This is a genomic window from Rhizobium sp. 0TCS1.26, assembly GCF_050455525.1.
Taxonomy (GTDB): domain Bacteria; phylum Pseudomonadota; class Alphaproteobacteria; order Rhizobiales; family Rhizobiaceae; genus Neorhizobium.
Genome location: NZ_JBCIYV010000002.1, coordinates 827,495 through 854,402, shown reverse-complemented (window position 1 = coordinate 854,402; position 26,908 = coordinate 827,495). Strand labels below are relative to the sequence as shown.

Annotated in this window: 28 protein-coding genes; 19 read left to right on the top strand and 9 right to left on the bottom strand. The window is 62.4% G+C overall.

Annotated elements, in window-relative coordinates:
• Nucleotide 1: 1 nt before the first annotated feature.
• From AAIH46_RS11345 to motA, 6 genes are all read right to left on the bottom strand, one after another.
• On the bottom strand, nt 2–439 hold the full coding sequence (locus AAIH46_RS11345; RefSeq protein ID WP_430305965.1) for a hypothetical protein: 438 nt from the start codon (nt 437–439) through the stop codon (nt 2–4).
• A gap of 5 nt (nt 440–444) precedes the next feature.
• Entirely contained in the window at nt 445–1,521 is a 1,077-nt protein-coding gene (gene flhB / locus AAIH46_RS11340; protein WP_430305964.1) for a flagellar biosynthesis protein FlhB, read from the bottom strand.
• A gap of 97 nt (nt 1,522–1,618) precedes the next feature.
• Nucleotides 1,619–2,671 (bottom strand): flagellar motor switch protein FliG, encoded by a 1,053-nt coding sequence (gene fliG / locus AAIH46_RS11335; protein WP_430305963.1) that lies wholly within the window; start codon nt 2,669–2,671, stop codon nt 1,619–1,621.
• Between the two features lie 27 nt (nt 2,672–2,698).
• Entirely contained in the window at nt 2,699–3,256 is a 558-nt protein-coding gene (gene fliN / locus AAIH46_RS11330) for a flagellar motor switch protein FliN (RefSeq protein ID WP_430305962.1), read from the bottom strand.
• Between the two features lie 72 nt (nt 3,257–3,328).
• Nucleotides 3,329–4,273, bottom strand: coding sequence for a FliM/FliN family flagellar motor switch protein (locus tag AAIH46_RS11325; protein WP_430306544.1), 945 nt, complete (start codon nt 4,271–4,273; stop codon nt 3,329–3,331).
• Between the two features lie 5 nt (nt 4,274–4,278).
• Complete coding sequence (gene motA / locus AAIH46_RS11320) at nt 4,279–5,154, bottom strand: flagellar motor stator protein MotA (protein WP_430305961.1); 876 nt, start codon at nt 5,152–5,154, stop codon at nt 4,279–4,281.
• A 217-nt stretch (nt 5,155–5,371) separates the two neighbouring features.
• Here motA and flgF point away from each other — a divergent pair, with 217 nt between their 5' ends.
• From flgF to fliP, 13 genes are read left to right on the top strand one after another with little or no spacing between them, the layout of a single operon-like run.
• Nucleotides 5,372–6,103 carry a flagellar basal-body rod protein FlgF gene (flgF, locus tag AAIH46_RS11315; RefSeq protein ID WP_430305960.1) on the top strand — a complete coding sequence of 244 codons (732 nt, stop codon included), beginning with the start codon at nt 5,372–5,374 and terminating at the stop codon, nt 6,101–6,103.
• Nucleotides 6,104–6,113: 10 nt separating this feature from the next.
• Nucleotides 6,114–7,505 (top strand): flagellar protein export ATPase FliI, encoded by a 1,392-nt coding sequence (fliI, locus tag AAIH46_RS11310; protein ID WP_430305959.1) that lies wholly within the window; start codon nt 6,114–6,116, stop codon nt 7,503–7,505.
• A 6-nt stretch (nt 7,506–7,511) separates the two neighbouring features.
• Entirely contained in the window at nt 7,512–8,084 is a 573-nt protein-coding gene (locus AAIH46_RS11305; RefSeq protein WP_430305958.1) for a flagellar protein, read from the top strand.
• Nucleotides 8,085–8,137: 53 nt separating this feature from the next.
• Nucleotides 8,138–8,530, top strand: coding sequence for a flagellar basal body rod protein FlgB (flgB, locus tag AAIH46_RS11300; RefSeq protein WP_430305957.1), 393 nt, complete (start codon nt 8,138–8,140; stop codon nt 8,528–8,530).
• A 7-nt stretch (nt 8,531–8,537) separates the two neighbouring features.
• Complete coding sequence (flgC, locus tag AAIH46_RS11295) at nt 8,538–8,957, top strand: flagellar basal body rod protein FlgC (RefSeq protein ID WP_430305956.1); 420 nt, start codon at nt 8,538–8,540, stop codon at nt 8,955–8,957.
• Nucleotides 8,954–9,295: a flagellar hook-basal body complex protein FliE gene (locus tag AAIH46_RS11290; RefSeq protein ID WP_430305955.1), complete on the top strand. Its 342-nt coding sequence runs from the start codon at nt 8,954–8,956 to the stop codon at nt 9,293–9,295. Before flgC ends, AAIH46_RS11290 begins: the two co-directional genes overlap by 4 nt.
• A 16-nt stretch (nt 9,296–9,311) precedes the next feature.
• Nucleotides 9,312–10,100, top strand: a complete 789-nt coding sequence (flgG, locus tag AAIH46_RS11285; RefSeq protein ID WP_430305954.1) for a flagellar basal-body rod protein FlgG — start codon at nt 9,312–9,314, stop codon at nt 10,098–10,100.
• Between the two features lie 18 nt (nt 10,101–10,118).
• A complete protein-coding gene (gene flgA / locus AAIH46_RS11280; protein WP_430305953.1) occupies nt 10,119–10,601 on the top strand; it encodes a flagellar basal body P-ring formation chaperone FlgA in 483 nt (160 codons plus the stop codon).
• The gene (locus AAIH46_RS11275; RefSeq protein ID WP_430305952.1) at nt 10,598–11,716 is read left to right on the top strand and encodes a flagellar basal body P-ring protein FlgI; all 1,119 of its coding nucleotides are present in this window, start codon (nt 10,598–10,600) and stop codon (nt 11,714–11,716) included. The genes flgA and AAIH46_RS11275 overlap by 4 nt, the downstream gene beginning before the upstream one ends.
• Before the next feature lie 17 nt (nt 11,717–11,733).
• On the top strand, nt 11,734–12,297 hold the full coding sequence (locus tag AAIH46_RS11270; RefSeq protein ID WP_430306543.1) for a MotE family protein: 564 nt from the start codon (nt 11,734–11,736) through the stop codon (nt 12,295–12,297).
• A complete protein-coding gene (gene flgH / locus AAIH46_RS11265) occupies nt 12,294–13,004 on the top strand; it encodes a flagellar basal body L-ring protein FlgH (RefSeq protein ID WP_430305951.1) in 711 nt (236 codons plus the stop codon). The genes AAIH46_RS11270 and flgH overlap by 4 nt, the downstream gene beginning before the upstream one ends.
• Before the next feature lie 24 nt (nt 13,005–13,028).
• A complete protein-coding gene (locus tag AAIH46_RS11260) occupies nt 13,029–13,544 on the top strand; it encodes a flagellar basal body-associated FliL family protein (protein WP_430305950.1) in 516 nt (171 codons plus the stop codon).
• Nucleotides 13,541–14,278 (top strand): flagellar type III secretion system pore protein FliP, encoded by a 738-nt coding sequence (fliP, locus tag AAIH46_RS11255; RefSeq protein ID WP_430305949.1) that lies wholly within the window; start codon nt 13,541–13,543, stop codon nt 14,276–14,278. The genes AAIH46_RS11260 and fliP overlap by 4 nt, the downstream gene beginning before the upstream one ends.
• A gap of 104 nt (nt 14,279–14,382) precedes the next feature.
• Here fliP and AAIH46_RS11250 read toward each other — a convergent pair whose 3' ends face one another.
• The 3 genes from AAIH46_RS11250 to AAIH46_RS11240 form a co-directional block, all read right to left on the bottom strand.
• The gene (locus AAIH46_RS11250; RefSeq protein ID WP_430305948.1) at nt 14,383–16,179 is read right to left on the bottom strand and encodes an FkbM family methyltransferase; all 1,797 of its coding nucleotides are present in this window, start codon (nt 16,177–16,179) and stop codon (nt 14,383–14,385) included.
• A 33-nt stretch (nt 16,180–16,212) separates the two neighbouring features.
• Nucleotides 16,213–17,613 (bottom strand): glycosyltransferase family 2 protein, encoded by a 1,401-nt coding sequence (locus tag AAIH46_RS11245; RefSeq protein WP_430305947.1) that lies wholly within the window; start codon nt 17,611–17,613, stop codon nt 16,213–16,215.
• Between the two features lie 102 nt (nt 17,614–17,715).
• On the bottom strand, nt 17,716–19,638 hold the full coding sequence (locus AAIH46_RS11240) for a glycosyl transferase (RefSeq protein WP_430305946.1): 1,923 nt from the start codon (nt 19,636–19,638) through the stop codon (nt 17,716–17,718).
• A 313-nt stretch (nt 19,639–19,951) separates the two neighbouring features.
• On the opposite strand from AAIH46_RS11240, the gene AAIH46_RS11235 reads away from it, so the two are divergent.
• The 6 genes from AAIH46_RS11235 to motC all read left to right on the top strand — a co-directional run bounded on the left by AAIH46_RS11235 (nt 19,952) and on the right by motC (nt 26,906).
• Nucleotides 19,952–20,893, top strand: coding sequence for a flagellin (locus AAIH46_RS11235; protein ID WP_430305945.1), 942 nt, complete (start codon nt 19,952–19,954; stop codon nt 20,891–20,893).
• Nucleotides 20,894–21,223: 330 nt separating this feature from the next.
• Nucleotides 21,224–22,165 carry a flagellin gene (locus AAIH46_RS11230; protein WP_430305944.1) on the top strand — a complete coding sequence of 314 codons (942 nt, stop codon included), beginning with the start codon at nt 21,224–21,226 and terminating at the stop codon, nt 22,163–22,165.
• A 278-nt stretch (nt 22,166–22,443) separates the two neighbouring features.
• On the top strand, nt 22,444–23,412 hold the full coding sequence (locus AAIH46_RS11225; protein WP_430305943.1) for a flagellin: 969 nt from the start codon (nt 22,444–22,446) through the stop codon (nt 23,410–23,412).
• Nucleotides 23,413–23,683: 271 nt separating this feature from the next.
• The gene (locus AAIH46_RS11220) at nt 23,684–24,322 is read left to right on the top strand and encodes a hypothetical protein (protein ID WP_430305942.1); all 639 of its coding nucleotides are present in this window, start codon (nt 23,684–23,686) and stop codon (nt 24,320–24,322) included.
• Entirely contained in the window at nt 24,319–25,605 is a 1,287-nt protein-coding gene (locus AAIH46_RS11215; RefSeq protein ID WP_430305941.1) for a MotB family protein, read from the top strand. The genes AAIH46_RS11220 and AAIH46_RS11215 overlap by 4 nt, the downstream gene beginning before the upstream one ends.
• Complete coding sequence (gene motC / locus AAIH46_RS11210) at nt 25,605–26,906, top strand: chemotaxis protein MotC (protein WP_430305940.1); 1,302 nt, start codon at nt 25,605–25,607, stop codon at nt 26,904–26,906. The genes AAIH46_RS11215 and motC overlap by 1 nt, the downstream gene beginning before the upstream one ends.
• Nucleotides 26,907–26,908 lie beyond the last annotated feature (2 nt).

The window sequence follows — 26,908 nt, the reverse complement described above, 5'->3', positions numbered from 1 at the left end:
CTCAGCCGGCAAGTGCCGTCGGATACTTCACGAAGCGGGCGTCGTGCAGGCTGCGCGACAGGAAGCGGGTATTTTCCTCAGGATCGTCGGACGGATCCTGGAACGCGATATGATCGATCTCGATGCCGGCCGTCTTGTCGCTGAGCATCAGGCGCGCATAGACAGAGACGCCCCGGGGCTTGATCTCGAGGTCGAGAACCACCTCCGGCTGGCCGTCCCATTCCAGCCGGTAATCGCCGCCCGAGCCGAAGCTGACGGTACCCGGATGGAAGAACAGTTCTGCGGCCGACGATACCAGATCGGCGATGCTGCCATAGCATTCGAGCCGCAGCAGCGAGATCAGATCGGCTGCATCCAGCAGACGCAGTTCAGTCGCAACAGGGTTGATCGCAAGCGCCAGAATCTTTTCTCTTTCCAACGAGTAATCGCATTTTTTCATAGTTGCTAACGTGTCCGTCTTTTGGGCGACCTGGAGGCATAGACCCGGTGAATCAGTTCAGCCACGGCCTTGTAAAAGGCTGCTGGAATGACACTATCGATCGAGACTTGCGCAAACATGGAGCGCGCCAGAGGCGGATCCTCGAAAACCGGAATGTTGTTGGCCTCTGCAATCTCACGAATCTTGAGGGCAACGAGGTCAGCGCCCTTGGCAACGACGATCGGCGCGTCGCTTTCCTCGCGCACGTAACGCAGTGCCACCGCATAATGCGTCGGGTTGGCGATCACCAGTGTGGCGCGCGGCACGTTCTTCATCATCCGCTGGCGGGCGCGGCTGCGCATGACCGACCGCTGCCGGGCCTTGACCATCGGGTCGCCCTGGGACTGCTTGTTCTCGTCCTTGATTTCCTGCTTCGACATCTTCAGCTGGCTGAACCAGTGATGTCGCGTCCAGAAGAAGTCGAGCACCGCCAGCGTGCCGGTCGCCAGAAGAATGATCACCATCATCTTCTTGATCGCCGTGTAGAGCATGCCCGGAACGACCAGCGGATCGGCGAACATGGCATCGATCGTGTGCAGGAAGTCGCTGCGCATCATGAAGAACATGATGACGCCGACGATCAGCACCTTGAACAGCGACTTGCCGAATTCCACCAGGCCGGGAACGCTGAAGATCCGTTCGAACCCCTTGACCGGCGACAGGCGCGACAGCTGCGGCCGGACGCGCTCGAGGACGAAGGACGGCATGTTCTGGGCAAGCGACGAAACAAGGCCGAAGATCATGAACAGCAGCATGGCCGGCAGCAGGAAGGCTGCGGCGTCCCAGGCGATGCGCACCGAGATCGAGACGACGTCGGAGGCGTTCTCCAGCGCCCACTGGTCGGGCTTCTCGATGAGGTCCTTCAGGGCCTGGCTAAGCTGCGCAGTGCTGCTTGGCAGAAAGAAGACGAGGAAGAAATAAAAGGCGAGGGAAGACGCCAGCAGCGTGACTTCCTTGGAAAACGGAACGTTGCCCTTTTCCGCGGCATCGAGCAGCTTCTTGTGGGTAGGGCTCTCTGTTTTACTGTCTTTGTCGTCCGACAAGGGATCATCCCTGCGCTGGAAGGGCAGGCGGCCCCCCGCTTTGGTTCGCGAAAGCCGTCATGGCTTCCAGTACCGGCGGCGCATGCCGCCAGCCGTATCAGGCTGCGGCCGGCGCGCTTTCGACCTGTTCGGAAGCCTCTTCCTTCAGCTGGATCTGTCCGGCATTGGACAGGCGGATGGCTTCCTGTGCCACAGCGCGGCGGGCAATCGCCACTTCGCGTGGATTGATCGCCGTGTTGGTGGCGGCAAGATCCGACTCGATCATGCGGCGCTGGCGAGGGCTGATCGCCGAAAGCACGCTTTCCTTGATCTCTACGGGTGCGCCGCGCAACGCCATGGTGAGGATGTCCGAGGCGATATCGTTGAGCAGCATGACGCGGCTGCGCTGCGGCATCGCCAGGAGGTCTTCGAAGAGGAAGATCTTCGGACGCACCTTGTTGACCGATTCCTTGCTGATCGTCTCCAGCGAACTCAGCAGCGTGTCGACCTGCGGCTTGTCGAGCTCGTTCATCAGCTCGGCCACCTTGTTCGAACCGTTGGAGTTGCGCTCGGCTTCGATCATCTGCGTCAGCTCGATCACCCGGTTCTCGATGATCTGGGCGGCCTTCGGGCTGACATCCTTCATGTTGACGGTACGGTTCATGATGTCGGCGCGCTGGCTGTCGGGCAGCTGGATCAGCAGCTTGGCGCCGAAAGCCGACGGCAGCATCGACAGGATGTAGGCGATCGTCTGCGGATGCTCGCGCTGCAGGAAGGTGCCGACGAAGATCGGGTCGGCATCCTGGAGGCGGTCCCAGATCGAGGCTTCGAAGGCCTGGAACGCGGTGCGGCGGCCGAGCAGTCCATCGACCTCTTCCGGCGTCAGTCCTTCTTCGAGGATGCTTTCGATGGCGCGCGCGTTGTCCATGAGACCCGCACCTTCGGTGAACAGGTCCTCGAACTCGTTGACGAGCTGCAGCAGCTCGTCCGGCGGGATTTCACGCAGCGACTGCGCCGACGCGATGATCGTCTGGAGTTCGGCTTGCGTGAAATATTTCAACAGTTTCCCGGCGACCCCCTTGCCCATGGCAAGCAGGACGGCAGCGGCTTTTTCAGCTTGGGATAACGGTTTCGTGGAGACAGCGCCTCCGAAATCGTCAAAGTCCATCATGGTCTTCCCTCACTGTCCCTCATGGGATCAGGTTTTCTTTGTACCCATCACTTCCGTGAGCTTAACACCGAAGCGACTATCGTCATGTTCCAGGACGGTGATTTCGCCCTTGGCGATCCGGCGACCATTGACCATGATCTCTACCGGTTCGCCGATCTTCTTGTCGAGCGCAATGATTGCGCCTTCCTCAAGTCCCATCAGGCCGGAGACCTGCATCTTGCTGGTTCCGAGCACAATCTCGACGTTGATCGGGATATCCATGATCAGGTCGAGGTTGGAGGTGAGCGCGCTGCCCGGCTCCGGCGTCGAGACATCGGCCCCGCCGAACGCCGCTCCACCGAAGTCGTTTCCACCAAAGTCCGAACCGCCGAAGGACGAGGTCTCGCCGCCGAGATCGGCACCGAAGGGGCTATCGCTGTCCGACAGCGAGCCGGCGCCGAAGTCACTGGCGAAATCGGGGGCCCCGCCGTCGGTATCGGCTTTCAGAACGCCACGCAGATCGTCGATCGCCTGATCCAGCTCGACCTCATTGCCTGCTGCAGGAAAATCGTCGAGATCGATAAGAGGTGTCTTCTTGGTTGCCATGACCACATTATTCCTGTTGAAACTTGCGTCAGCCTGCCCATTGCCGCAGTGCGGGAAACGCGCTCCCGCCTGCTACCCCATGAGGTGACGCAGAAGCTCGTCTTCTGAGCTGATATTGTCCTTCACCCGCACCGTGTAGCGCTCTCCCGAACGGCCGAATTCGCAGGAGTACATGTCCCGGCCGTTGGCGCTCACTTCGACGCGGACGTCGTTCTTGTCCTCGAAGGCGATGATGTCGCCGGCCGCAAGCTTCGAGATCGTCTTCAGCGTCAGGCTCTGCAGCCGGATCCGCGCCTCCAGCGTGATGTGCGAGCGGCGCACCTGGTCGGCGATCCGGTCGGCCCATTCCTGTTTCTGCTTGGCCACCTGGCCGGTCGCGCGCGGCGTTTCCACCTTGGTCTTCAGAAGCGCCTTCTGCGGAATGACCAGCGCGATCTGCGACGTGACCTTGCCGATGTCGATCGTCATGCGGATCAGCGCGCCGAACTCGATCGGAGCGTCGGCTTCCGGGGCAGGGCGATCCTTGGCATTGTGCGGAAGCTCGAGACTGGCTTCGAAGCCGCCCGCCGCATTGACTCCCGACCGCAGTACGTTTGCCATCCGTTCGAACACCATCTGTGCCAGATCGAGCTCGATGTTGGACAGTGGCCGTTCCGCGGGCTGCGAGACCGTCTCCGGTGCCGCACCCAGCATGTGCTCCATCAGGCCGATGACGAAGCTGCTGCCGCAGGCGAGCACGAAGTTCGGACACCAGTTGCGCAGCGACCCGTCCACCAGGCTGAAATCGCCGAGGCTTGCGACAAGATCCGGCATACGGCCCATCTGGAAGCCGCTGTAGTTGACGCTGATCGACAGGCCGGTCTCGCTCTGGAAGACGTCGGGCAGGAACTCCGAATAGAGATGTCCGAACTCTCCGCAGATCTTTTCGACCGTCTTGTGGTCGCCAAGCCCGCCGGTCAGCTTGGCAAGCAGCGCCGGGTCGATTGCAGAAGAGCGGTTTTCCAGTTGAGTGCTCATGTCGGTCATGCCGCCTTGTTCTCACCGCCGCCCGGATTCATCATTTCCTGCTCGACGGAATCGATGGACGGACGCTCGTAGTTGGAGATCGTCTTGCGGCCGTATTCGAGCGCCACCTGCGGCACCGAGCCGTTCATGTAGGCGATCAGCGTCTGCTTGACGATGATGTAGAGGCGGTGCTGCTTGGTCCGAACGATCTTGATCTGCGAGCACAGCGGGCTGACCAGGCAATAGGACAGGAAGATGCCGAGCATGGTGCCGACGAGTGCTGCGCCGATCAGGCCGCCGAGAACTTCCGGCGATTCGTTGATCTTGCCCATTGCCTTGATGACGCCGAGCACGGCCGCGACGATACCGATGGCCGGGAAGGCGTCGCCCATCACCACCAGCGCGTGATACGGCTTCATCTTGTCGTGCAGCAGCGTCTCGATCTCTTCGTCCATCAAGGCTTCGATTTCGTGGCTGCGGGCATTGCCGATGATGATCAGGCGAACGTAGTCGCAGATGAACGAAGTCAGTTCCTTGTTCTTCAGCACCGTCGGCGCCGACTGGAAGATCGACGATTCCTCGGGATTGTCGATATGCGCCTCGATCTCGTTGCGCGACTTGGTGCGCAGGTCGCGCATCAGCGAGTAGAGCACGCCGAGCACGTCGAGGTAGTTGCGCTCCTTCGGCACGGCGAACTTGAAGGCCTCGCCCAGCGCCTTGCCGGCATCCTTGACCACCTTCATGGGGTTGGCCATGACGAAGGCGCCAAGGCCGGCGCCGCCGATGATCATGAGCTCGAACGGCTGGATCAGCACGTCCAGGTGGCCGCCCATCGCCATGAAGCCGCCGAGAACGCAGCCGACGGTGATAATGAATCCGATAATAATGGTCATCGCGTGCCTGTACCGTAGTTTTATCAGGCTTTCGAATACAGCCGCTGCCTTGCGTGAGGCTGGGTAACCGATCGCTTGCAGACGGCTTGAAGCGGAACAGCCTCGCACAAGTTCTTTTGCCTACTCCTGCCGCCAAGGGGCACGACGATGTCCGCAAATCGCGTGTACGGCAGCTTTCTGATCGCCGCCGGTCCAAGGTAACACGGGGGCAGATCCTATGCAGTCCGGATTGTATGTCGGCATTTCCTCGCAGGTCGCGCTTGAGCGCCGCCTCGACACGATCGCCGACAATATGGCCAACATCAACACGGTCGGTTTCCGCTCGACCGAGGTCAAGTTCGACGAGGTCATGAGCCGGACCCGCAACGACCTGAATGCCAATGTCGCCTTCGTCAGCCAGGGCAACGACTATCTGTCGACCCGTTCCGGCGGGCTGCAGCAGACGGGCAACCCGCTCGACTTCGCGGTGAAGGGCGACGCATGGTTTGCCATTGATACGCCGGCCGGTCAGGTTCTGACGCGCGACGGCCGCTTTACCATGCGCGAGACCGGCGAGCTGATCTCCAACCAGGGTTATCCGGTGCTCGACGCCGGCGGTGCGCCGATCCAGCTCAACCGCACCGGCGGCACGCCCGAGGTCTCCGCCGACGGCCGCATCCTGCAGGACGGGGTGCCGGTCGCGACGCTCGGCCTGTTCACCGCCGACATTTCCAAAGGCTATCAGCGCTATGAAAACGGCGGCGTGATCCCGGTCGAGCAGCCGCAGGCAGTCGTCGACAGCCTCGAGTCGGGCGTCGCGCAGGGTTACCTCGAGCAGTCGAACGTCAACGGCATCAGCCAGATGACCGAGCTGATCCAGATCAACCGCAACTTCGAGGCCATCTCTGCCCTGATGCGCGATACCGAGAGCTCCTTCGGCGCCGCCATCAAGACGCTCGGCGGATCCTGAGGACTGAGCGATGGAAAGCAACGCGGCCGGAGCATCCGAGACCGGCAAGTTGGGGCAGCTGGCCGACCTGGTGCGCCGCTTTGCCGATCCGGAGGTGGCGATCGCGCCGGGCGGACATGTTCGCACCATTGCCGCCGGTCACTACACGGTATCCGGCCTGTCGCGACATGTGCGTCTTGGCGAATTCGTCGCCCATCGCAGTCCGACCGGAATTCATCTCGGCGAGGTGGTGCGGGTCGAACCGGACATCATCTATGTCTGCCCCATCGAGCCGGGTGAGCCGATCGGCATCGGCGACGTGGTGATCCGCAAGGGGGCGTTCCGCGTCGCGCCCGACGACAGCTGGTGCGGCCGCACGATCAATGCGCTCGGCGATCCTATCGACAACAAGGGCCCGATGAAGAACGGTCCGCTCAAGCGGCCGATCTCCAATACCGCGCCGCCGTCTATGACCCGCCAAAGGGTCGAGACCGGCTTCACGACCGGCGTCCGCGCCATCGACATCTTCTCGCCGCTCTGCCTCGGCCAGCGCCTCGGCATCTTTGCCGGCTCCGGCGTCGGCAAGTCGACGCTGCTCTCGATGCTCGCCCGAGCCGAAGCCTTCGACAAGGTTGTCATCTCGCTGGTCGGCGAACGCGGCCGCGAAGTGCGCGAATTCATCGAGGACACGCTCGGCGACAACATGGCGAAATCGATCGCCGTCGTCGCCACCAGCGACGAGAGCCCGATGCTGCGCAAGATGGCGCCGCTCGTCGGCATCACCATCGCCGAACATTTTCGCGACCAGGGCGAGAACGTCCTGTTCATCGCCGACAGCGTCACCCGCTTCGCTCATGCCATCCGCGAGGTCGCGGTCGCTTCGGGCGAGCCGCCGATCGCCCGCGGCTATCCGGCCTCCGTCTTCACCGAACTGCCGCGCCTGCTCGAGCGCTCCGGGCCCGGACCGGAAGGCACCGGCACGATCACCGCGATCATCTCGATCCTCGTTGACGGCGACAACCACAACGACCCGATCGCCGACAGTGCGCGCGGCATTCTCGACGGCCACATCGTGCTGGAGCGAAGCCTCGCCGAGGAGGGCCGCTATCCGCCGATCAACCCGCTTTCGTCGATCTCGCGTCTCGCCCGCAAGGCCTGGACCGGCGATCAGGAGAAGCTGGTGTCGCGGCTGAAGTCGCTTATCCACCGCTTCGAGGAGACCCGCGACCTGCGCCTTATCGGCGGCTATCGCAATGGCAGCGATCCGGATCTCGACATGGCGATCAAGCAGGTCCCGATCATCTACGAGGTGTTGAAACAGACGCCCGGCGACCCGCCGTCCGACGACGCCTATGGCGATCTTGCGGCAGCGCTGCGCGCCGCGCTGGCACCACCCCCCGGCAATCAGAGACAGAGAGGATGACGCACCATGGCGATTGACGACGACAAGACGGTCGCGGCTCCGAAGCCTGTGCGCCGCCGGGGTCATCTGACCGACCGCATGCTGGCCGGCGGCGGCGTGCTGCTGGCCGCCGCCTCTGCCTTCTTCCCCTGGTATGTCTTCCTCAACCAGGACAAGTTCGGCATCCGCACGGACGTGTTGAGCCGCACCCGCGATCTGCCGGAGGGGTCGGGCCGTAACGTCTTCAGCGTCTCGCCTCTGGCGCTGGTCGACAACGACCGCGAGCACAGCCAGGCGCCGCCTGCCGACGCCCCCGACCCGATCACCACCGCGACCGTATCGTCGCTCGGCTCAGAGCCGCCGAAAACCGATCCGGCAGCGCTGGCGCAGCCATTCCCTGGCCGCAGCACCTTCCGCCTGATGCACGTTGCCAATGGTCGCGCCATGATCGAGGACAGCTCCGGCATGTACATGGTCCGGATCGGCTCGATCCTGCCCGACAACAGCCGCCTGGCGACGATCGAACAGCTCGAAGGGCGTTGGGTCATCGTCACTTCGAAGGGCGAGATCTACCGCGACGGCGCAACGGCCAGCCCGTAAGTCTGACGCAAGATTACCAGCCTAGGCTTCACCTACAAAATGGAGTGAAGCCTATGCAGCCCATCCAGCTTTTTGATCTCGCATCTCGACAAGCCGAATGGTTGTCCGTTCGCCAGGAAGTCGTTTCCGGCAACATCGCCAATGCCAATACGCCCGGGTTCAAGTCGAAGGACGTAACGCCGTTCTCGGCGGTCCTCAACTCGACCGGCACGCGCATGGCCCGCACGCATCCAGGCCATCTCACCGGCGCCGCCATCGACAGCCGCATCGACGTCGACGTCGAAGAGTCGGAGTTGAACAACGAGATCGGCATGCAGGAGTCCGGCAACACCGTCGCGCTTGCCGAGGAACTCGCAAAGACCGGCGAGATCAAGCGCCAGTACGAGCTGAGCACCAATCTCGTGAAATCGTTTCATCGCATGATGCTGATGACAGTTAAGAGGTAGACCCATCATGGATCCGCTTTCAGCCTCTCTCAAGATCGCTGGTTCGGGAATGGAGGCGCAGGCAACCCGCTTGCGCATCGTCTCCGAAAACATCGCCAACGCCCGCTCCACCGGCGATACGCCGGGCGCCGATCCCTATCGCCGCAAGACGATCACCTTCGGCACGGAACTCGACAAGGTATCCGGCGCCCAGACCGTCAGCGTCAAGAAGCTCGGCACCGACCAGTCCAATTTCGTCGAGGAATATGATCCGGGCAGCCCGGCTGCCGACGACAAGGGCATGGTCAAGATGCCGAACGTCAACATGCTCATCGAGATGGCCGACCTGCGCGAAGCCAACCGCACCTACGAAGCCAATCTCCAGACTATCAAGCAGACGCGCGATCTCATCAGCGCGACCCTCGACCTCCTGAAGGCCTCGCAATGATCGACAGTGTCCAGAACGTAAGCGCCCTTTCGCAGACCCGCAATCTTGGCGAGACCAGCAGCGTCGAGAGCACCGCGTCGAGCCTTGGTCCCGCCCAGGCGGGCGCCGCCGAAGCCGGCGGCATGTCGTTTGCCAGTGTCTTGGGCGGCATGGCTTCGGATGCGGTCAACAACATCAAGGGCGCCGAAGCGATGTCCTTCGAAGGCATCAAGGGCACCGCCAACACCCGCCAGGTGGTGGATGCGATGCTCCAGGCGGAGCAGTCGCTGCAGACGGCCATGGCATTTCGGGACAAGGTTGTAAGCGCCTATCTCGAAATCACGAAAATGCAGATGTAAGGGATAGGACGCCGTCATGAGAGCACTTTCCGTCGCCGCCACGGGCATGGATGCCCAGCAGACCAATCTCGAGGTGATCGCCAACAACATCGCCAACATCAACACCACCGGCTACAAGCGGGCGCGTGCGGAGTTTTCGGACCTTCTCTACCAGACGGAACGCGCCCAGGGCGTGCCGAACCGCGCCAACCAGGCGATCGTCCCGGAAGGCGCCAATATCGGTCTCGGCGTGCAGACGGCGGCGGTCCGCAATATCCACACGCAGGGTGAGCTGGCTCAGACCGAGAACAAGCTCGATCTCGCCGTCGTCGGCCGCGGCTGGTTTCAGGTGCAGGCTCCTGACGGCTCGACGCTCTACACCCGCGCCGGTGCCTTCAATACGAATGCCGAAGGCCAGCTGGTGACCATCGACGGTTACTCCATCGAGCCGAACATCACCTTCCCGGACGATGTCAGCGAGACCGTCATCAGCCGCACCGGCCAGGTCAGCGTCCGCACCGGCAACAACTCGGAATTCACCGAGATCGGCCAGCTGACGATCGCCAACTTCGTCAACGAGGCAGGGCTGAAGGCGCTGGGCGACAACCTCTTCCAGCAGACCGCAGCCTCCGGCGAAGCCATCGTTGCCGCACCCGAGGATCCGGGCTTCGGCTATCTGAAGCAGGGTTACCTGGAAGCCTCCAACGTCGATGCCGTCAAGGAAATCACCGATCTGATCTCGGCGCAGCGCGCCTATGAGATGAACTCGAAGGTGATCACCACGGCAGACGAGATGGCCTCCATCGTCAGCAAGAACCTGAAGTAAAAGATTGAGGTGGCAGACATGATGTTTCGCCGGACACAGTGGATCTGGGCAAGGAGCCTGCTGCTCCTTGCATCCGTGGCAAGCCTTGCCGCCGTCGGCGCCGCACGCGCCGATGCGGGCACGGCCGTCGTGCCGACGCAGATCATCTATCCCGGGCAGGAAATCGCCTCTGCCGTTCTCCAGGAAGTCGAGGTTACCAACCCCAACATCGCCGGCGGCTATGCCAGCTCGGTGGGTGAGGTCGAAGGCATGGTCAGCACGCGCACGCTGCTGCCCGGCCGGACCATCCAGGTCTCGGCGCTTCGGGCTCCCTTCGCCGTCAAGCGCGGCGCGGCAGTCCGGCTCACCTTCGCAATCGGCGGCATGCTGATCTCCGCCTCCGGAACGCCACTCGACAACGCCGCCGTCGGCGACGTCATCCGGGTCCGCAATCTGGATTCGGGCGTCACGGTGTCGGGCACCGTCATGGGTGACGGAACGGTGCAGGTGATGGCGAAATGATGAACCGCAAGCTCCTGGCCGTCGGCCTCTGCCTCCTCGCACTCTTCGATACCGCTCAGCCGTCCTTCGCCGATGCCGCCCGCATCAAGGACATCGCCTCGCTGCAGGCGGGCCGCGACAACCAGCTCATCGGCTACGGCCTGATCGTCGGCCTCCAGGGAACCGGCGACAGCCTGCGCTCGTCGCCGTTCACCGAGCAGTCGATGCGCGCCATGCTGCAGAACCTCGGCATCTCGACGCAGGGCGGCCAGTCGAGCGCCAAGAACACCGCGGCGGTGATGGTCACCGCCAACCTGCCGCCCTTCGCCAGCCCCGGCAGCCGCATGGACGTGACGGTGAGCTCGCTTGGCGACGCAACCTCGCTGCGCGGCGGCACGCTGGTCATGACCTCGCTGTCTGGCGCCGACGGCCAGATCTATTCGGTGGCCCAGGGCTCCGTCATCGTGTCCGGCTTTTCGGCGCAGGGCCAGGCCGCCTCGGTTACCGAAGGCGTGACCACGGCAGGACGCGTGCCGAACGGTGCCATCATCGAGCGTGAGCTGCCGTCGAAGTTCAAGGATGCGGTCAACCTCGTCCTGCAGCTCCGCAACCCGGACTTCTCGACATCCGTCCGGATCGCCGATGTCGTCAACCGCTATGCCGGTCAGCGCTACGGCGCGCCGATCGCCGAATCGCGCGACTCGCAGGAAGTCGTCATCCAGAAGCCGAAGTCGGCCGACCTGACGCGGCTGATGGCCGACATCGAAAACCTGGTCGTCGATACCGATACCCCGGCCAAGGTCGTCGTCAACGAGCGCACCGGTACCGTCGTCATCGGCGCCGACGTCAAGATCTCGCGTGTCGCGGTCAGCTACGGCACGCTGACGGTCCAGGTCACCGAGTCGCCGCAGATCATCCAGCCGGAAGCCTTTTCCGACGGTGAAACCGCCGTTCAGCCGCAGACCGATATCAGCGTCATGAAGAGCGGCAGCAACGTCGCCATCCTCAACGGGCCTGACCTGCGCACACTGGTCGCCGGCCTCAACAGCATCGGCGTCAAACCCGATGGCATCATCGCCATCCTGCAGGGCATCAAGTCCGCGGGCGCCCTCCAGGCGGAGCTCGTCATCCAATGATGAACGGTCAGATCGACATGAACAGGTGTGAGGCAGGCCACGGCTCTCCGCGCAAGCGGCTGGTAGTCAGGCTGCTCGGCGCCGCCGCCCTCCTGCTGCTCGGCGCCGCCGCCCTCCTGCTGCTCGTTCCGCAGGTCAACGCCCAGCAGGCCAACCCGGCGCTGCCGAGCTCGACCTCCGAGGATATCCAGAAGTTCTGCACCAACATTGCCGATACGGCGCGCGATCAGCGCTACCTGATGCAGAAGCAGGAGCTGGAGAAGCTGCAGTCGGACGTCAACGAGCGCATCGCGCTGCTCGAAAAGCGCAAGAGCGAATACGAGGACTGGCTGAAGCGTCGCAACGACTTCATGACCAAGGCCGACGCCGGGCTGGTCGACATCTTCAAGACGATGAAGGCGGACGCCGCAGCCCCTCAGCTGGCCGAAATGAAGACGGAACTCGCCGCGGCGATCCTCATGAAGCTGCCGTCGCGGCAGACCGGCCTGATCCTCAGCGAGATGGACCCCAAGAAGGCGGGGATGATCTCGATGATCATGTCCAGCGCTGCCGACCCCAAGACCTCGAAGGACCGTACATGACCAAGCGCGCCCCCGCTTTGCTGGCCGTTATGCTGCTGGCCGGCTGCCAGAGCCAGACCGTCAAGGAGATCGGCAACGCGCCGGCGATGAGCCCGATCGGCAGCGGCCTGCAATATGCGCAGACCCCGCAGATGTCGATGTATCCGAAGCAGCCGCGCCAGATGGCCAGCGGCTACTCGCTGTGGAGCGACAGCCAGGCGGCCTTGTTCAAGGACGCCCGGGCGCTCAACGTCGGCGACATCCTGACCGTCGATATCCAGATCAACGACCGGGCCTCCTTCGACAACCAGACCGACCGCACCCGCACCAACTCCACCAGCCTGAAGTGGAGCGCTGCGGCCAGCATTCTCGGCCTGTCGCCGTCGACGGATGGCGACATGGGAACCGACTCGGATACCGAATCGAAGGGCAAGGGCACCACCAAGCGGGCGGAAAAGCTGACGCTGCTGGTCGCCGCCGTCGTGACCGGCACGCTGGAGAACGGCAACCTGCTGATCAGCGGTTCGCAGGAAGTGCGCGTCAACCACGAGATCCGCATCCTCAATGTCGCCGGTATCGTGCGGCCGCAGGACGTCGATGCCAAGAACACGATCTCCTACGACAAGATCGCCGAAGCCCGCATCTCCTACGGCGGCCGCGGTCGCCTGACGGAAGTGCAGCAGCCGCCGGTCGGCCAGCAGGTCGTCGATCTGTTCTCGCCCTTCTAACGGGGCCGAGGGAAGGACCAAACGATGGAAGAAGCCGCAGAAGGCGCCCCGCCGAAGAAGAAAAGCGCGTTGGTCATCACCATCGCCGGCATTGCCGTCGTCACCCTGATCGGCGCCGGTGGCGGCTGGGTGCTGGGCGGCATGATCGCGCCGAAGATCCCCGGATCGGACCAGGCGGCCGCCAGGCCGGCGGATGCAGCGGCCGGCGCTCACGGTGACAAGAAGGAAGAGGGGCTTCCGCATATCGCGACCGAAGCGGCCGGTGTCGTACAGCTCGAGCCGATCACCACCAACCTTGCCTATCCCTCCGCAAACTGGGTGCGTCTCGAAGTGGCGCTGGCCTTCGACGGCGCGCCGCAACTGCCGCTCGCCGAGGAGATCCACCAGGATATTCTCGCCTATATGCGCACCGTCTCGCTGCAGCAGATCGAGGGTCCACGCGGCTTCCAATATCTTAAGGACGACATTCAGGAACGTGTTGACCTGCGTTCGCAAGGCAAAGTATCGAAGGTCATGTTCAGAACCTTCGTGATCGAATGATTCGACTGATAACGCTGCTCGCCGCCTTGCTGGCGGTACCGGGCCTGGCCCTTGCCCAGCAGTCACCGGCGGACCTCTTGAATCTGCCGATCGACGGCTCGGCGGCAGCGTGGATCATCCGCACCTTCGGCCTTCTGACGGTCCTATCGGTTGCCCCCGGCATCCTGATCATGGTGACCAGCTTCCCGCGCTTCGTCATCGCCTTCTCGATCCTGCGCACCGGCATGGGTCTTGCCTCGGCGCCCTCCAACCTCGTGTTGATCTCGATGGCGCTGTTCATGACCTTCTACGTCATGTCGCCGACGTTCGACCGCGCGTGGAACGACGGCGTGCAGCCCATGCTGCAGAACCAGATCGGCGAGGCGGAAGCCGTGCAGCGGATCGCCGAGCCCTTCCGCACCTTCATGTCCGCCAATACCCGCGACAAGGACCTGTCGCTGTTCGTCGACATCGCCCGCGAGCGCGGCCAGTCGGTCGGAACGCCCGAGCTGATCGACTACCGAGTACTGATCCCGGCTTTCATGCTGTCGGAAATCCGCCGCGGCTTCGAGATCGGCTTCCTCATCGTGCTGCCGTTCCTGGTCATCGACATGATCGTCGCCGCCATCACCATGGCCATGGGCATGATGATGCTGCCGCCGACCTCCATCTCGCTGCCGTTCAAGATCCTCTTCTTCGTGCTCATCGACGGCTGGAACCTGCTCGTCGGCAGCCTCGTCCGCTCGTTCAACTGAACGAACGAACGCGCCGGTGAGGGCGGTGCCGGCGCCGTGCCCGGCAACCAGCGACCACTGTCGCAGGTCAGAGGGGATCTGCTCGTCCTGCGTGGCGCCTTGTTTCAGTTCAAGGTCGGCGCAAACGCTCCATCGATCCAGGCCTCGAAAGTGCTCCCCATCTGCTGAGCCTTGGCGTTCGAGATATCCCACAGGATGAGACGGCCGCCAATCGAGGAGAGCAGCGAACGGACCTCCGGCGCCAGCGGCTGATGCCGTTCGACAAAGTGCACCTCGTAACCGATCCTGCCACTGCGGCGGCGGGTATCCTCGGCGTTGTCGCACAGGACGAAAAACAGCGGGTCGCGCGCGCCGAAGGACAGCTTTGGCAGGTGTTCGGACAATGCGCTGTCCGCGGACGCGGTCAACACGAACGCAGGCGCGTCCTTCACGACATCGCGGATGGTGATCAGCCCGAGGCTGGCAAGCGTCTTGCTCTGGATGTCGCCGGTATCGTAGCTGCCGCCCGATTTTGTACGCGACTGCTCGTAGATCGACGGCCGCCGCACGGCGATCGGGATCAGCCAGTTTGCCTGTCGCGGAACGTTGATGCAGGGGATGCCGCCTTCCCGGGCGAATTTGGTCACCCAAATATCGGCCATGTTCGGCGCAAGGAAGTCCTCCAGCGCCGGATTGAAGGTGGCGGTATGGAATGCGCAGGTTCCGGTTCCGGGAACATGAACGTAGCGTCTGTGTAGCTGCGACTGCTGGAAGTGCAGCACGGCACGGGAACTGTCGTCGTAATAGTTCTCGAACGGCTGCGACAGAAGCGATCCGTGGGCGCAGACGATCGCTTTGCCGCCGGTCCACGCCAGTTCGGTCGCCATCCGCACCGCGTAGTCTCTTGGGTAGACGATGTCGTCGTCGCAGGTGAGGTAGATCGAGCTTTCCGAGAACTGAAGGCCCCAGAACTTGCCGGCGTCGCCGTATCGGGCACCGTCTGGCTCGAGATGGTATTGCACCTTGTCCATCCCCGCCAGAAATTCCGGCGCTTCGTCGAAGCCGTTGAGGGTGAGGAACAGTTTGTCGACCTGAGGCACGATGGAGGTCACGGCTGCCCGCAGCCCATCCTCATTTCCCGGGATGGATGCCATCCCGGCAAAGATCCCGCGCGTTTCCGGCAGCTTTGCACGGATCGCCGAAGGCAGTTGCCCGAGCGCCTCGAAAACCCCATCCACGGAACGTTTGAACATTCTGAAGAGATAGGTGGGGGTGTGGTTATAGACCGCCACCTTGCGGTAACCAAGCGGCCGCAGGATCGCCTCGATGGCCATCAGGTGATCGGCCGTCGCAGCCTCGATGAGAAGCGAAGGCTGACAGCGGCGCAGGGTTTCGAGGCCCCCATTGAGGACTTCGCACTCCATGCCCTCCACATCGATCTTGATCAGGTCGACCGGCTCTTCGCCGACGAAATGATCGAGGGTCGAGATCTCGATGTCGCCTGTCTCCGACGCGAGCACCTGAGCTTTGCCAAGATTGCCGGCATCGTCGAGGCTGACGACGCCCCTTCCCGAGCTGCTGCCAAGCGCAACGTCGTGAATGCGCACGAGGCTTTCCGCGCCGTTGATCGCCACGTTGTCGCGCAGCTGTTTCACCGCCGCCGGATTTGGTTCGAAGGCGAGAACATTCGCCCCCAGCAGTTTGGCGAAGAATATGGTGTGATTGCCGATGTTGGCGCCGATGTCGACGACCGTGCCGCCCTTTGGCAGGAGCGCCGACGCCTCGCGCAGCATGTGCTCCTCGTAAAAGCTTCTGGTGCGCAGAATATGGCTCTGTATGTGATCATTCGGGTCAGGCAGGCTGAACCGGATCGTCAGGCCCTCCAGGGAGAACTCACAGGTCTTGGTGTTCGTATCGGTCACGCGTCGGCGTCCTTTTCCAACGAATCGGTCGAGTTAGTTTGCTGTCCATCCGACCAGGAAACTTCCTGCAATGGCCCCGACGCAGCTTTCGAGATTGGCATTCAGGCGGTCCCAGCGGGATTTTCCGGCATTGGATGCCTCAAGGGTGGAGGTAATCGCCACAACCATGAAGAATTCCGGGTCGAGCAATGGCAGCGTCGAGGACAGCCCGCTTTCGAGGAAGGCAGGCTCGTCGGCCGCACCGCGCGCATCGAGGATCAGGAAGTTGTATCCGTTTGCCGCCGATCCTGAAGGATCTGCATCCGCTGCAATTTGCTCGACGCCGAGGAACCGGAGCGGTGCCGAATAGCCGCCGAGCCTGGCACGCTGGGAGATCCAGGACCTTGAATCGGCGCCGGCGGTCATGCATGTGATGGCACAATTGTCACGTGATGCCGCGATGGCCGACGTTATGAGAGCGGACGCCGGGTTGCCCAGGTGAAGGAGCCGCAGCGGCTCGACCTGGCTGGTCAGATTGCAGAGCGACAGGATTTCCAGCGGCGTCAGGGCATGTCGCGCCGCGCTGTCGATGGCGTTGATGACCAGCGGGAAACGCGAGAAGATCAGATCGATTGCCTTCTGATCCCAGGGCGACGGCGCAACGGCCACGGTTGCGACGTCTGCGGCGCGGGCTGTCTGTCTGTCTTCATCACGTCTCGGGAGACTGGGCTTGCGGAAGATTTCGCCGGCCGACTTCTGCTGATGCTGAGAGTTCAATCCGACCGAATTCGGATCCAGGTTATGGTGGGAGTACGGATTGGTCGCCGTGTAACGGTAGGCGAGCCTTGGAATGAACTCGTAGCGGCGAGTCTGGTCGAGAATGGGCAAAGCCAGAGCGATGTCGCATGCCGCCTGATACCATTGTCCGGCTGAATTCTTGAAGTAATCTTCCGGCACGGTGGTCAGCAGGAGCGCACGGAAGCTGAAGAGATGGCTCGTCCTCCATCCCTGCTGGCGCGGGGATACGAGCGGATCGAGTGCGCTGCTGCCCCCTTGCATCCCGTTGTCCGTGACGTAGTTCGTCCACACCACGTCCTTGCCGCCCACATAGCGGCTGGACAGGGTCGAGAGGATCGTCGGATCGATGAGCTGATCGTCGCTGTCGACGACCGTTATGAACGTCGCATTGCCGGCGCGGGGCCGCAGGTGCTCCCAGGCACTTCTCGCCTTGCCGAAGCGTGCCTCGTTGCGGATGAATGTGTGTCGACCGGGAAAGAGATCGGTGAGGTGCTGGCGCGCGATCTCTGTGGTGTCGTCATCGGACGCATCATCGATGAACAGGACATGCAGGTCCTGAAGCGACTGCCGGGCAATGCTGCGCAGGCATTCGGCGACATAAAGCTCGCAGTTGCGGCCCGTGACGAACAGCAGGCAGTCGGACTTGGGGTGTTGCATGGGCATTCTCCGCTCTTGGACCACAGGCAGGCTCGACAGCTCGACCGCCCCGCTGTGACAGCAACAGCTCCTCTTTGGTTGAATTTCAGCGTCGGACGACCGTCAGCCTTCCACCAGGAATGGCTCGGCACGCGCCTCAAGCGCCGGTACGTCGATGTGATCCGGTGCCTGTCCCTGCCTGGCCCGATCCGCCATCATTGCGTAAGCCTGCTCGAGGTGGCGGCAGAAGCGCTCGGAATCGAACAGCGGCTTCAGGAGCCGGTTGGCCTCGAGCCTCTCGGCGAGGACCGACAGCTTGTCCCGGTTCTCATAGAGGTCGACCGCCCGGCGGACATAGTCATTCTCGCTGTCGGCGATGAGTTCCGGCAGATCCACGGCACGCAGCAGGCTCTCCGAAACGCGGGAGGCAAAGTGGGTACCCTTCATCGTCAGCACCGGGAGTCCGGCCCAAAGCTGTTCGGAAGTCGTCGTATGGCCGTTGACCGGGAAGGTGTCGAGACCGACATCGGCGAGCGTCAGGCGAGCCATGTGCTCTTCATAGGAGACGACCTTGGTGAACACGACGCGCTTGCCGTCGATGCCGGCCGCAGTGATCCTGTTGCGGATGTTGTCGCGCGCCTCGTCCGACTTGCACATCAGCCAGAGCACGCTCTTCGGCGTCGCCTTCAGGATGCGGATCCACAGATCGATGTTGGCAACCGAGATTTTGCGGGTGGCGTTGAAGGAGCCGAACACGAAGGCGTCGTCGGGGAGGCTTGCATCGGCGCGGGTGAACAGCTTGCGGCGCGGCCGGTCCACGGGATTGTTCGGCTGATAGCTCTCCGGCAGGCGGCAGAACTTCTCCCAGTAATGCGGTTTCGACTGGTCCGGCAGAACGTAGCGATCGCCGACGATGTAGTCGAGGTCGACGTTGACGGTGGTTCCCGGGAAGCCGAGCCAGGCAATCTGCACCGGCGCCGCCTTCTGGTTGAGGATGCCCGGACGACCGCCGCGGGTGTGCCCCTTCATGTCGACCAGGATGTCGATTTCACTGTCACGGATCAACTGGGCAGCGGCGGCGTCGTCCATGTTCCGGACCGATACGATCCGCCCCCAGTGGCTGCGGTCCTGATCGATCTCGGCCTTCAGGTACTGCTCGTCGGTGTAGCAGAACAGCGTGACATCGACCTTGCTCTTGTCATGCTGGGTGAGGACAGTGCCCACCAGCTTCATCGTCGCATGGTCATGCCAGAAGTCGGATGAGAGGTAGCCGATGCGCAGCTTCTTGTCCCAGCGATGCGGCATCGCCAGCCGCTCGGCCGGATTGGTGGCCGGGAACGCATTGGGATTGTAGCTGGCGAGCTTGTTGAGGGGTTCGTTTGCCAGCCAGTGGAGATTGTAGAACGGCGCCTCCGCCCGCATCATCTGGCCGGCATTGGTCGACAGCATCCGGTCGATCTGCGGCTGCAGCCGCTCCATCTCGGCGAAGTTGTTGACTTCGCGCTGGAAGACCAGATGCGCCATGATGATGACCATGCTGCGCGGCATGCGCTCCAGCAGATTGGCCACCGTCTCGCGGTCACGCGGGTTCTCGGGCGTACCCGTGAGGAGCAGCAAGGCAAGGCTGTTGTGGCGGGAGTTCGGGCTGGTCGACAGGGCCGGCAGGAACACTCGGATCATGTCCTTTTCGCCCCGCTTGAAGAACAGCGAGGCGATGATGAAGGCAAGATCCGGGTCGCGACGGGCGCGCTCGAGGATCGGGCGACCGAGGCTGAGGGCGAGATCATCGTTGCCGAGCTCGAAGTGGATTTTCATCGCTTCGGCATAATGGTCTTCAGCCCGCGAACCGCCCAGCTCGGCAGCGAGCACAAAGGTTCGCGCTGCTTCCTCGCGAAAGCCGAGTGCCACCAGTGTCTTTGCCAGCAGAACGTATGTCTTTGCGTCCTTCGAGTGGTCCAGAAGCCTGTTCAGCGAAGCAAGTGCGTCGGTGTATTGGCCTTTGTGAAAGCTTTTCGAGGCGTTCGAAAACAAAGTCTGCGGGGTCAAAGGCGGGGCTCCGAGCTGAATGGCCAGTCTGTCGCGGGCACCCTGTCGCCACGCGATAACCTAAAGGCTAGTCGGTGGAGCTTGTCCGAAACCGGTGTCGTCCCGTCCGTTAACGAATCGGTGACCATTCCACTCGGCTTGTCCAGACCCATTTAAGGAATCCGCAATCATTCTCTGCGAGTGTTTTCCTCACATGACGGGTTTGGTTTTCCAGGAAATCTGGAACCGAGTGGGCATGAAGCCAGACGTCATCACCGGTAGTTAAATCCGGTATGTCCCCAAATAGTATTCAGTCAAAAGGGACTATATCGCTATGACCAGCATTCTCACGAACAACGCTGCAACTGCTGCGCTTTCCACGCTGCGCTCGATCAGCAGCCAGATGGAAACGACGCAGGGCCGTATTTCGTCGGGCTACAAGGTCGAGACCGCCTCCGACAACGCAGCCTACTGGTCCATCGCAACGACCATGCGCTCCGACAACAAGGCTCTCGGCACGGTTCAGGACGCTCTTGGTCTTGGCGCAGCAGCCACCGACGTTGCCTACACAGCGCTTGAATCCTCGATCAAGGTCGTCGACGAAATCAAGATGAAGATCACCGCCGCCTCGCAGCCGGGCGTCGACAAGGACAAGGTCCAGAAGGAAATCACGCAGCTGCAGGAGCAGCTCGTTTCGATCTCCAAGTCGGCATCCTTCTCGGGCGAGAACTGGGTCTACAACACCAGCACCGATGCTGCCGGCACCAAGGCGATCGTCGGTTCGTTCAACCGTGACGCATCGGGCAATGTCAGCCTGACGACGCTGGAATACGACACCAACAACTCGTCGCTGATCGAAGTCAACGCTTCGGGCGCCAACGTCACCAACGGCACGGGCCTGCTGTCGAGCAACCTCAGCTACGAAACAGAGACCGGCTCCACCGCGTCGCTCAGCGTTTCGGTTCTGACCCTCGACATCAGCAACATGACCGCCGGCGAACTCTCCAACGCCCTGAAGGCCGTCGACTCGGTTCTCCAGGACATGACGGACGCCGCTTCGGACGTCGGTGCACTGAACAGCCGCATCGACATGCAGACCAACTTCGTTGCCGATCTGATGGACAGCATCGACAAGGGCGTTGGCAAGCTGGTTGACGCCGACATGAACGAAGAATCGACCCGCCTCAAGGCTCTGCAGACGCAGCAGCAGCTCGGCATCCAGGCTCTCTCGATCGCCAACAGCGACTCGCAGAACGTCCTGTCGCTCTTCCGTTGATCGAAACAGCCACGTCAGCAATGATAGATCGCGCTCCCCTCGGGGGGCGCGATTTTCGTTTGCGCAGACGGTGGCCGTCGCCGGGCCGGCAGCCGCCACCGGCCGGGGCCTTCTTTCTGAAGCGCCGCAGTGCTCACTGCAGTTCTAAATGTCTGAGGCTAAAAGCGCTTTCGCTTTACCGTTCATTAACTAGGTTAGGGTTAACTGATCTCACTCAAGCGGTGCGTCTCTCGGCGGAATAGATGTCGAGGCGGGCATGATGCGTAGCACCCCTTGCCGGATAGCAACCGGAATGTCCCTGATTTTCAGCCTGCACAAGGGGCAGTTTCAATGACGAGCATTCTGACCAACACCGCTGCGATCGCAGCACTCTCTACGCTGCGCTCCATCAGCAGTGACATGGAAACGACGCAGGGCCGTATTTCGTCGGGCTACAAGGTCGAGACCGCCTCCGACAACGCAGCCTACTGGTCCATCGCAACGACCATGCGCTCCGACAACAAGGCTCTCGGCACGGTTCAGGACGCTCTTGGTCTTGGCGCGGCAACCACCGACGTTGCCTACACGGCGCTTGAATCCTCGATCAAGGTCGTCGACGAAATCAAGGCAAAGATCACCGCTGCCTCGCAGCCGGGCGTCGACAAGGACAAGGTCCAGAAGGAAATCACGCAGCTGCAGGATCAGCTCGTTTCGATCTCCAAGTCGGCATCCTTCTCGGGCGAGAACTGGGTTTATCACACGGGTTCCGCCGGTGCTGGCACGCAGTCGATCGTCGGTTCGTTCAACCGCGACGCATCGGGCAATGTCAGCCTGACGACGCTGGAATACGACACCAACAACTCGTCGCTGATCGAAGTCAACGCTTCGGGCGCCAACGTCACCAACGGCACGGGCTTGCTGTCGAGCAACCTCACCTACAACACCGACACCGGCTCCTCCGCATCGCTCAGCGTTTCGGTTCTGACCCTCGACATCAGCAACATGACCGCCGGTGACCTGTCGGCTGCTCTGAAGGGCGTCGACGCCGTTCTCCAGGACATGACGGACGCCGCTTCGGACGTCGGTGCACTGAACAGCCGCATCGACATGCAGACCGACTTCGTTGCCGACCTGATGGACAGCATCGAAAAGGGCGTTGGCAAGCTGGTTGACGCCGACATGAACGAAGAATCGACCCGCCTCAAGGCTCTGCAGACGCAGCAGCAGCTCGGCATCCAGGCTCTCTCGATCGCCAACAGCGACTCGCAGAACGTCCTGTCGCTCTTCCGTTAAGCCGCTAACGCCTAACCCGATCCTTCGAAAGGCCGCGCCCCGTGCGCGGCCTTTTTCGTATATGCGCAAAACCACCAGCTTCGCGCAGGCTAAAGCCGCTCTAATGCATCTTGAGAAATGGTTCCTGCGTCACCGCGGGCTTCGGGCCTATTGCCGAGACCGTTTTTTAAGAACGCCGGAGAGCGTCGGAAGAAGTCCGTCGCTTGCACGCATGATGCGACCCAGCGTTGCCGGTTGAGCTCCGGCATGTCCCTTCACTCCTCTGGGGCACTTCTTAGATGACCAGTATCATTACCAACACCGGCGCTCTGGCAGCGCTTCAGACGCTTCGTTCTGTCAACCAGAACATGGAAACGACGCAGAACCGCATTTCGTCCGGCTACAAAGTCGAGACCGCTGCCGACAACGCAGCCTATTGGTCGATCGCAACGACCATGCGCTCCGACAACAAGGCCCTCGGCACCGTCCAGGACGCGCTTGGCCTCGGCGCGGCAAAGACCGATACCGCCTATACGGGTCTCGAATCGGCCATCAAGGTGGTCGACGAGATCAAGTCGAAGATCACCGCGGCCTCCGAGCCGGGCGTCGACAAGACGAAGATCAACAAGGAACTCGAGGAGCTGAAGAATCAGCTGTCCTCCATCGCTGAATCGGCGTCGTTCTCGGGCGAGAACTGGCTTTTCAATGCCGGTGAGGCGGGCGCGGGCATGAAGAACATCGTCGCCTCTTTCAATCGTGCGGCCGATGGTTCGATCTCGCTGACCACTCTTGAGTACAATGCCGGCGCTTCTATCCTCATCGACACGTTCGATGCTGGCCGCGGCCTGTTGACGAAGGATTGGGAGGTCGAACAGCCTGACGGTGCAGGTGGTACGGCGACGGCCAATTACTTCCTCTTGGACGTCGATGCCGGCACCGGACCGGCAGGGGAAGAGATTGCCATCGACGACAGCACCACCAGTGAACAGCTGGCCGGCATGTTGAAGGCTGTCGAAGCCATGCTGCAGGGGCTGACCGATTCCGCCTCGACGCTTGGTGCGGTCACCAGCCGTATCGACATGCAGGAAGAGTTCGTCTCCACCCTGATGGACGCCATCGACAAGGGCGTCGGCCGTCTCGTGGATGCCGACATGAACGAGGAATCGACCCGGCTGAAGGCGCTGCAGACGCAGCAGCAGCTGGCGATCCAGGCGCTGTCGATCGCCAACACCAACGCCCAGAACATCCTGCAGCTGTTCCAGCAGTAAGGGTTTTCCGGCTCGGGGAGGGCCGCCGCCAATGGTCTGCCCCGGATTGGACCGCGAACTGCCTTTCGCGGTCCAATCTCTTCACCTTCGCACAAGTTTGGTTGCCTAGGATCGGCACATATTCACGCTCTTTCCGCAAGGATGGTTTTCGCGTGTTTCCGGACATCAATCAGGACAGTGCAATGATCGCCGCGCCGACTTGTCGATTTTCACAGCGACGAACCCGTGCGAACCGGATCGGGCGCCGCACTGCCGCCTCGGGAGCTGGACGATGACCGCACCCCTGGCACGGTACCTGAAGGACTTCAGCGCCCCGCGCGTGCTGCCGACCATTCTTGCCGAAGAGGATTTTGGCTCGTCATTCTCGTTCGAGCCGGCGCCGTTATTGCCGAGCGTCGAGGTCGACGTCGAGGCTGAGCGGGCCGAAGCCTTTGCCGAAGGCAAGGTGGAAGCCGAGGCCGCGGCACGGGCCGCCTGGGAAGCCGAGCGCGTCGAAATTGAAAGACGGCATGCCGAGGAGATCGCGGCACTGCGCCGATCGCTGGAAAGCGAGGCGCTGCTGCGCGTCGAAGCCGGCTACGCGGCCGCTGCCGAACGGATCGCCGCGATCGTTTCCGATCAGCTGGCCGCGGTGCTCGCTCCGGTGATGCAGGATGCACTGGCCACCAAGGCGACACAGAAGCTGGCCGCGATGATCAGGACGGTCATGCAGGACGGAAGCGTCGGGCAGTTGACCGTGAAAGCGCCTGCCTCGCTGTTCGAGACCCTGAAGAAGGCTCTCGGCGACAATGCGCCTGACCTGCGGCACATCGAGACGACGGATCTCGACATCTCGGTCGACATCGACGAGGCGGTGCTCGTGACGCGGATGTCCGCCTGGGCCGGCAGCCTCAAGAAGGTACTCGGATGAGCGAACAGAACCACCATCACGGCAAGAACGAAATCATCATCATCAAGAAGCATGGCGGTGGTCACGAAGGCGCCCATGGCGGTGCCTGGAAGATCGCCTACGCCGACTTCATGACCGCGATGATGGCGTTCTTCCTCGTCATGTGGCTCGTCAACGCCGCCAACGAGGAAACAAAGGCATCGGTGGCCAGCTACTTCAACCCGATCAAGCTGTCCGACGAGACGCCCGCCAAGAAGGGCCTGGAAAAGCCCGTGGATGCGGCCGAAGGGCAGGAGAGCAAGGAACGTTCGAAGGTCAAGGCCGAGAACGAGCAGGTCGGCGCGTCTGCTGCAAGCGGCGAGGACATGACCTCCAGCTCCGGCGACCAGTCCAACTACTCCGAGGCCGATTTCTTCGAAAACCCGTACTCGGTGCTTGCCGAGATTGCCCAGGAAGTCGGGCAGCAGGCCAATGTCAGCGCCAAGGGCGAGGGCGGTGCCAGCGTCTCCGGCCCGGCAACCGGTGCCGATGGCGGCGAAGCCTACCGTGATCCCTTCGATCCCGACTTCTGGACGAAGCAGGTCGAGGTGACGCGTGCCGACGGCCAGAAGACGGCGCAGGCTCAGGTGCCGCCGGTCGAGGAGGCGAGTGCCACGCCGCAGGAAATGCTGCCGCCGATGTCTCCCGCGCCGGTCGATCCCGCGGCTACTAAAATCGCGGCTTCTTCCGGCCAGGAAACCGCCGGCAAGCCGGATGCGACCGAGGTCGCCGTCGCCGTGCCGCAGCCGCGACCGGACGCCGCGAGCATCAAGGCGGATACGGCTGCAGTTGCTGCACAGCAGAAGGCGGCCGACGATCTGAAGGCTGAGATCGAGAAGCAGATTTCGGGGATCCCCGGCAAGCTTGCCGAAGGGCTGATCGTCACGCCGACGGAGGGTGGCATGCTGATCACCGTCACCGACCAGTCGCAGACGCCGATGTTCAACCTCGGATCGGCTGTACCGCGCAAGGAACTGGTGATGACGATGGAGAAGATCGGCGCCATCCTCAAGGACCGACCCGGCAATATCGTAATCCGCGGTCATACCGATGCCCGTCAGTTCAAGGGTGTTGCCAACGACAACTGGCGCCTGTCGGCAGCTCGTGCGCACAGCGCCTATTTCATGCTGGTCAAGGGCGGGCTTACCGAGACCCGCGTCAGCCAGATCTCCGGCTACGCCGATCGGCGCCTGCAGGTTCCGGATCAGCCGTTGGCGGATCAGAACCGGCGCATCGAGATCCTGCTCGAGGATAACAAGATCTGATGACACGGCGGATCCGGCATCGACTGCTTTTTCTGGCCGCAGCCGGAGTGTTCGCTTCGGCGGCGCCGGCTGCCTTTGCCCAGGCGGTCACCGAGAGCCTCGAACCCTACCAGATGCTGAGGTCGCTGCAGTTCGTCCAGGACACGGTTGTCATGGGCGATCATTCCGCCGGCGAGATGCAGCGATTCATGCTGAGCGAGCTGGACAGGAAGTTCCGCGTCGCCGATCCGCGTGTTTTCGATGACCCGCGCAACGTCGATGCGGCGTTGATCTACGCAATGAGCGGCGGCAATCCAGCGACGCTCGAACTGCTGGTCTCCAAGGACGTCTCCGGCAATTTCGACAACCGCGTCGCCGACGTCCTGCGCAAGTACCTGAACGGCCGCGGCTTGCTGGTGGCAAATACGCTCGCGGCGATGACGCCGGAATACCGCAGCCAGCGAGTCGGCCCCTACCTGGCGCTGGTTGCCGGCAACGTGATGGTTGCCAAGGAGCCGAAGCGGGCTCTCGAATTCTACGACTGGGCCCGCCTCATGGCGCCCGGCACAATCGTCGAGGAGGCGGCGCTGCGACGCTCGATCGCCATCGCCATCGATGTGAAGATGCCCGACAAGGCATTCCTGTTTGCCCGACGGTATGCAAGGCGCTTCATCCATTCGCCTTATGCCAGCCAGTTCGCAGATCTTTTCGTCGGGCTGGTCGTCAAGCATTACGGCGAAATCTCGCAAGAGGACCTTGAGGGCGCGCTGGACATCATGGACGATGACCGCGCCCGCGAAATCTATCTGCGCATCGCCCGGCAGGCGACGATCAACGGCAAGGGCGAGTTAGCCCAGCTGGCCGCCGAACGGGCACGCCAGCGCGGCGGCGATCCGGGTGCTGCATCCGGCAACGTGGCCAGGCTCTACAGTGGTGTCGCCAGCCTGTCGCAGGGTGACGTTGCGGACGCCCTGAAGGTGATGGGGGACGTGCCTTCCGATCAGCTTTCGCCGGAGGATCGCGCTCTGCGCGCCGCGGCTCAGCAGGTCGCCGAGGAGGTGATGCGCCCGCCGTCTGCCGCTCCGGATCAGGCCGTCCAGGGGCAAGACAGCCTGGAGCAAGACAAGCGGTCCAGTCTGCCAAATCAGATCAGTGCCGAGGAGACTTCGGCCGTCAAGGGGAATGAGACCACCGGCTCCAAGGCCGGGGTCGTGCCGGCTTCCGACAGCGCCAACAAACTTGATCCGGCCTTCACGACCTTCGTCGAGAAAAGCCGTTCGAACCTGAGCGCCATCGACGACCTGTTGAGGGAGGAGAAATAATC

What these genes read in the sequence shown, in the direction of transcription:
- AAIH46_RS11230 (WP_430305944.1), top strand. Translation starts at nt 21,224, where the DNA reads ATGACGAGCATTCTGACCAACACCGCTGCGATCGCAGCACTCTCTACG.
- flgG (WP_430305954.1), top strand. Translation starts at nt 9,312, where the DNA reads ATGAGAGCACTTTCCGTCGCCGCCACGGGCATGGATGCCCAGCAGACC.
- fliG (WP_430305963.1), bottom strand. Translation starts at nt 2,671, where the DNA reads ATGATGGACTTTGACGATTTCGGAGGCGCTGTCTCCACGAAACCGTTA.
- AAIH46_RS11245 (WP_430305947.1), bottom strand. Translation starts at nt 17,613, where the DNA reads ATGCAACACCCCAAGTCCGACTGCCTGCTGTTCGTCACGGGCCGCAAC.
- motC (WP_430305940.1), top strand. Translation starts at nt 25,605, where the DNA reads ATGACACGGCGGATCCGGCATCGACTGCTTTTTCTGGCCGCAGCCGGA.
- AAIH46_RS11270 (WP_430306543.1), top strand. Translation starts at nt 11,734, where the DNA reads ATGAACAGGTGTGAGGCAGGCCACGGCTCTCCGCGCAAGCGGCTGGTA.
- fliP (WP_430305949.1), top strand. Translation starts at nt 13,541, where the DNA reads ATGATTCGACTGATAACGCTGCTCGCCGCCTTGCTGGCGGTACCGGGC.
- AAIH46_RS11215 (WP_430305941.1), top strand. Translation starts at nt 24,319, where the DNA reads ATGAGCGAACAGAACCACCATCACGGCAAGAACGAAATCATCATCATC.
- flgH (WP_430305951.1), top strand. Translation starts at nt 12,294, where the DNA reads ATGACCAAGCGCGCCCCCGCTTTGCTGGCCGTTATGCTGCTGGCCGGC.
- flgA (WP_430305953.1), top strand. Translation starts at nt 10,119, where the DNA reads ATGATGTTTCGCCGGACACAGTGGATCTGGGCAAGGAGCCTGCTGCTC.
- AAIH46_RS11305 (WP_430305958.1), top strand. Translation starts at nt 7,512, where the DNA reads ATGGCGATTGACGACGACAAGACGGTCGCGGCTCCGAAGCCTGTGCGC.
- AAIH46_RS11345 (WP_430305965.1), bottom strand. Translation starts at nt 439, where the DNA reads ATGAAAAAATGCGATTACTCGTTGGAAAGAGAAAAGATTCTGGCGCTT.
- fliI (WP_430305959.1), top strand. Translation starts at nt 6,114, where the DNA reads ATGGAAAGCAACGCGGCCGGAGCATCCGAGACCGGCAAGTTGGGGCAG.
- flgB (WP_430305957.1), top strand. Translation starts at nt 8,138, where the DNA reads ATGCAGCCCATCCAGCTTTTTGATCTCGCATCTCGACAAGCCGAATGG.
- AAIH46_RS11275 (WP_430305952.1), top strand. Translation starts at nt 10,598, where the DNA reads ATGATGAACCGCAAGCTCCTGGCCGTCGGCCTCTGCCTCCTCGCACTC.
- AAIH46_RS11325 (WP_430306544.1), bottom strand. Translation starts at nt 4,273, where the DNA reads ATGAGCACTCAACTGGAAAACCGCTCTTCTGCAATCGACCCGGCGCTG.
- AAIH46_RS11290 (WP_430305955.1), top strand. Translation starts at nt 8,954, where the DNA reads ATGATCGACAGTGTCCAGAACGTAAGCGCCCTTTCGCAGACCCGCAAT.
- flgC (WP_430305956.1), top strand. Translation starts at nt 8,538, where the DNA reads ATGGATCCGCTTTCAGCCTCTCTCAAGATCGCTGGTTCGGGAATGGAG.
- AAIH46_RS11260 (WP_430305950.1), top strand. Translation starts at nt 13,029, where the DNA reads ATGGAAGAAGCCGCAGAAGGCGCCCCGCCGAAGAAGAAAAGCGCGTTG.
- AAIH46_RS11225 (WP_430305943.1), top strand. Translation starts at nt 22,444, where the DNA reads ATGACCAGTATCATTACCAACACCGGCGCTCTGGCAGCGCTTCAGACG.
- AAIH46_RS11220 (WP_430305942.1), top strand. Translation starts at nt 23,684, where the DNA reads ATGACCGCACCCCTGGCACGGTACCTGAAGGACTTCAGCGCCCCGCGC.
- fliN (WP_430305962.1), bottom strand. Translation starts at nt 3,256, where the DNA reads ATGGCAACCAAGAAGACACCTCTTATCGATCTCGACGATTTTCCTGCA.
- flgF (WP_430305960.1), top strand. Translation starts at nt 5,372, where the DNA reads ATGCAGTCCGGATTGTATGTCGGCATTTCCTCGCAGGTCGCGCTTGAG.
- motA (WP_430305961.1), bottom strand. Translation starts at nt 5,154, where the DNA reads ATGACCATTATTATCGGATTCATTATCACCGTCGGCTGCGTTCTCGGC.
- AAIH46_RS11235 (WP_430305945.1), top strand. Translation starts at nt 19,952, where the DNA reads ATGACCAGCATTCTCACGAACAACGCTGCAACTGCTGCGCTTTCCACG.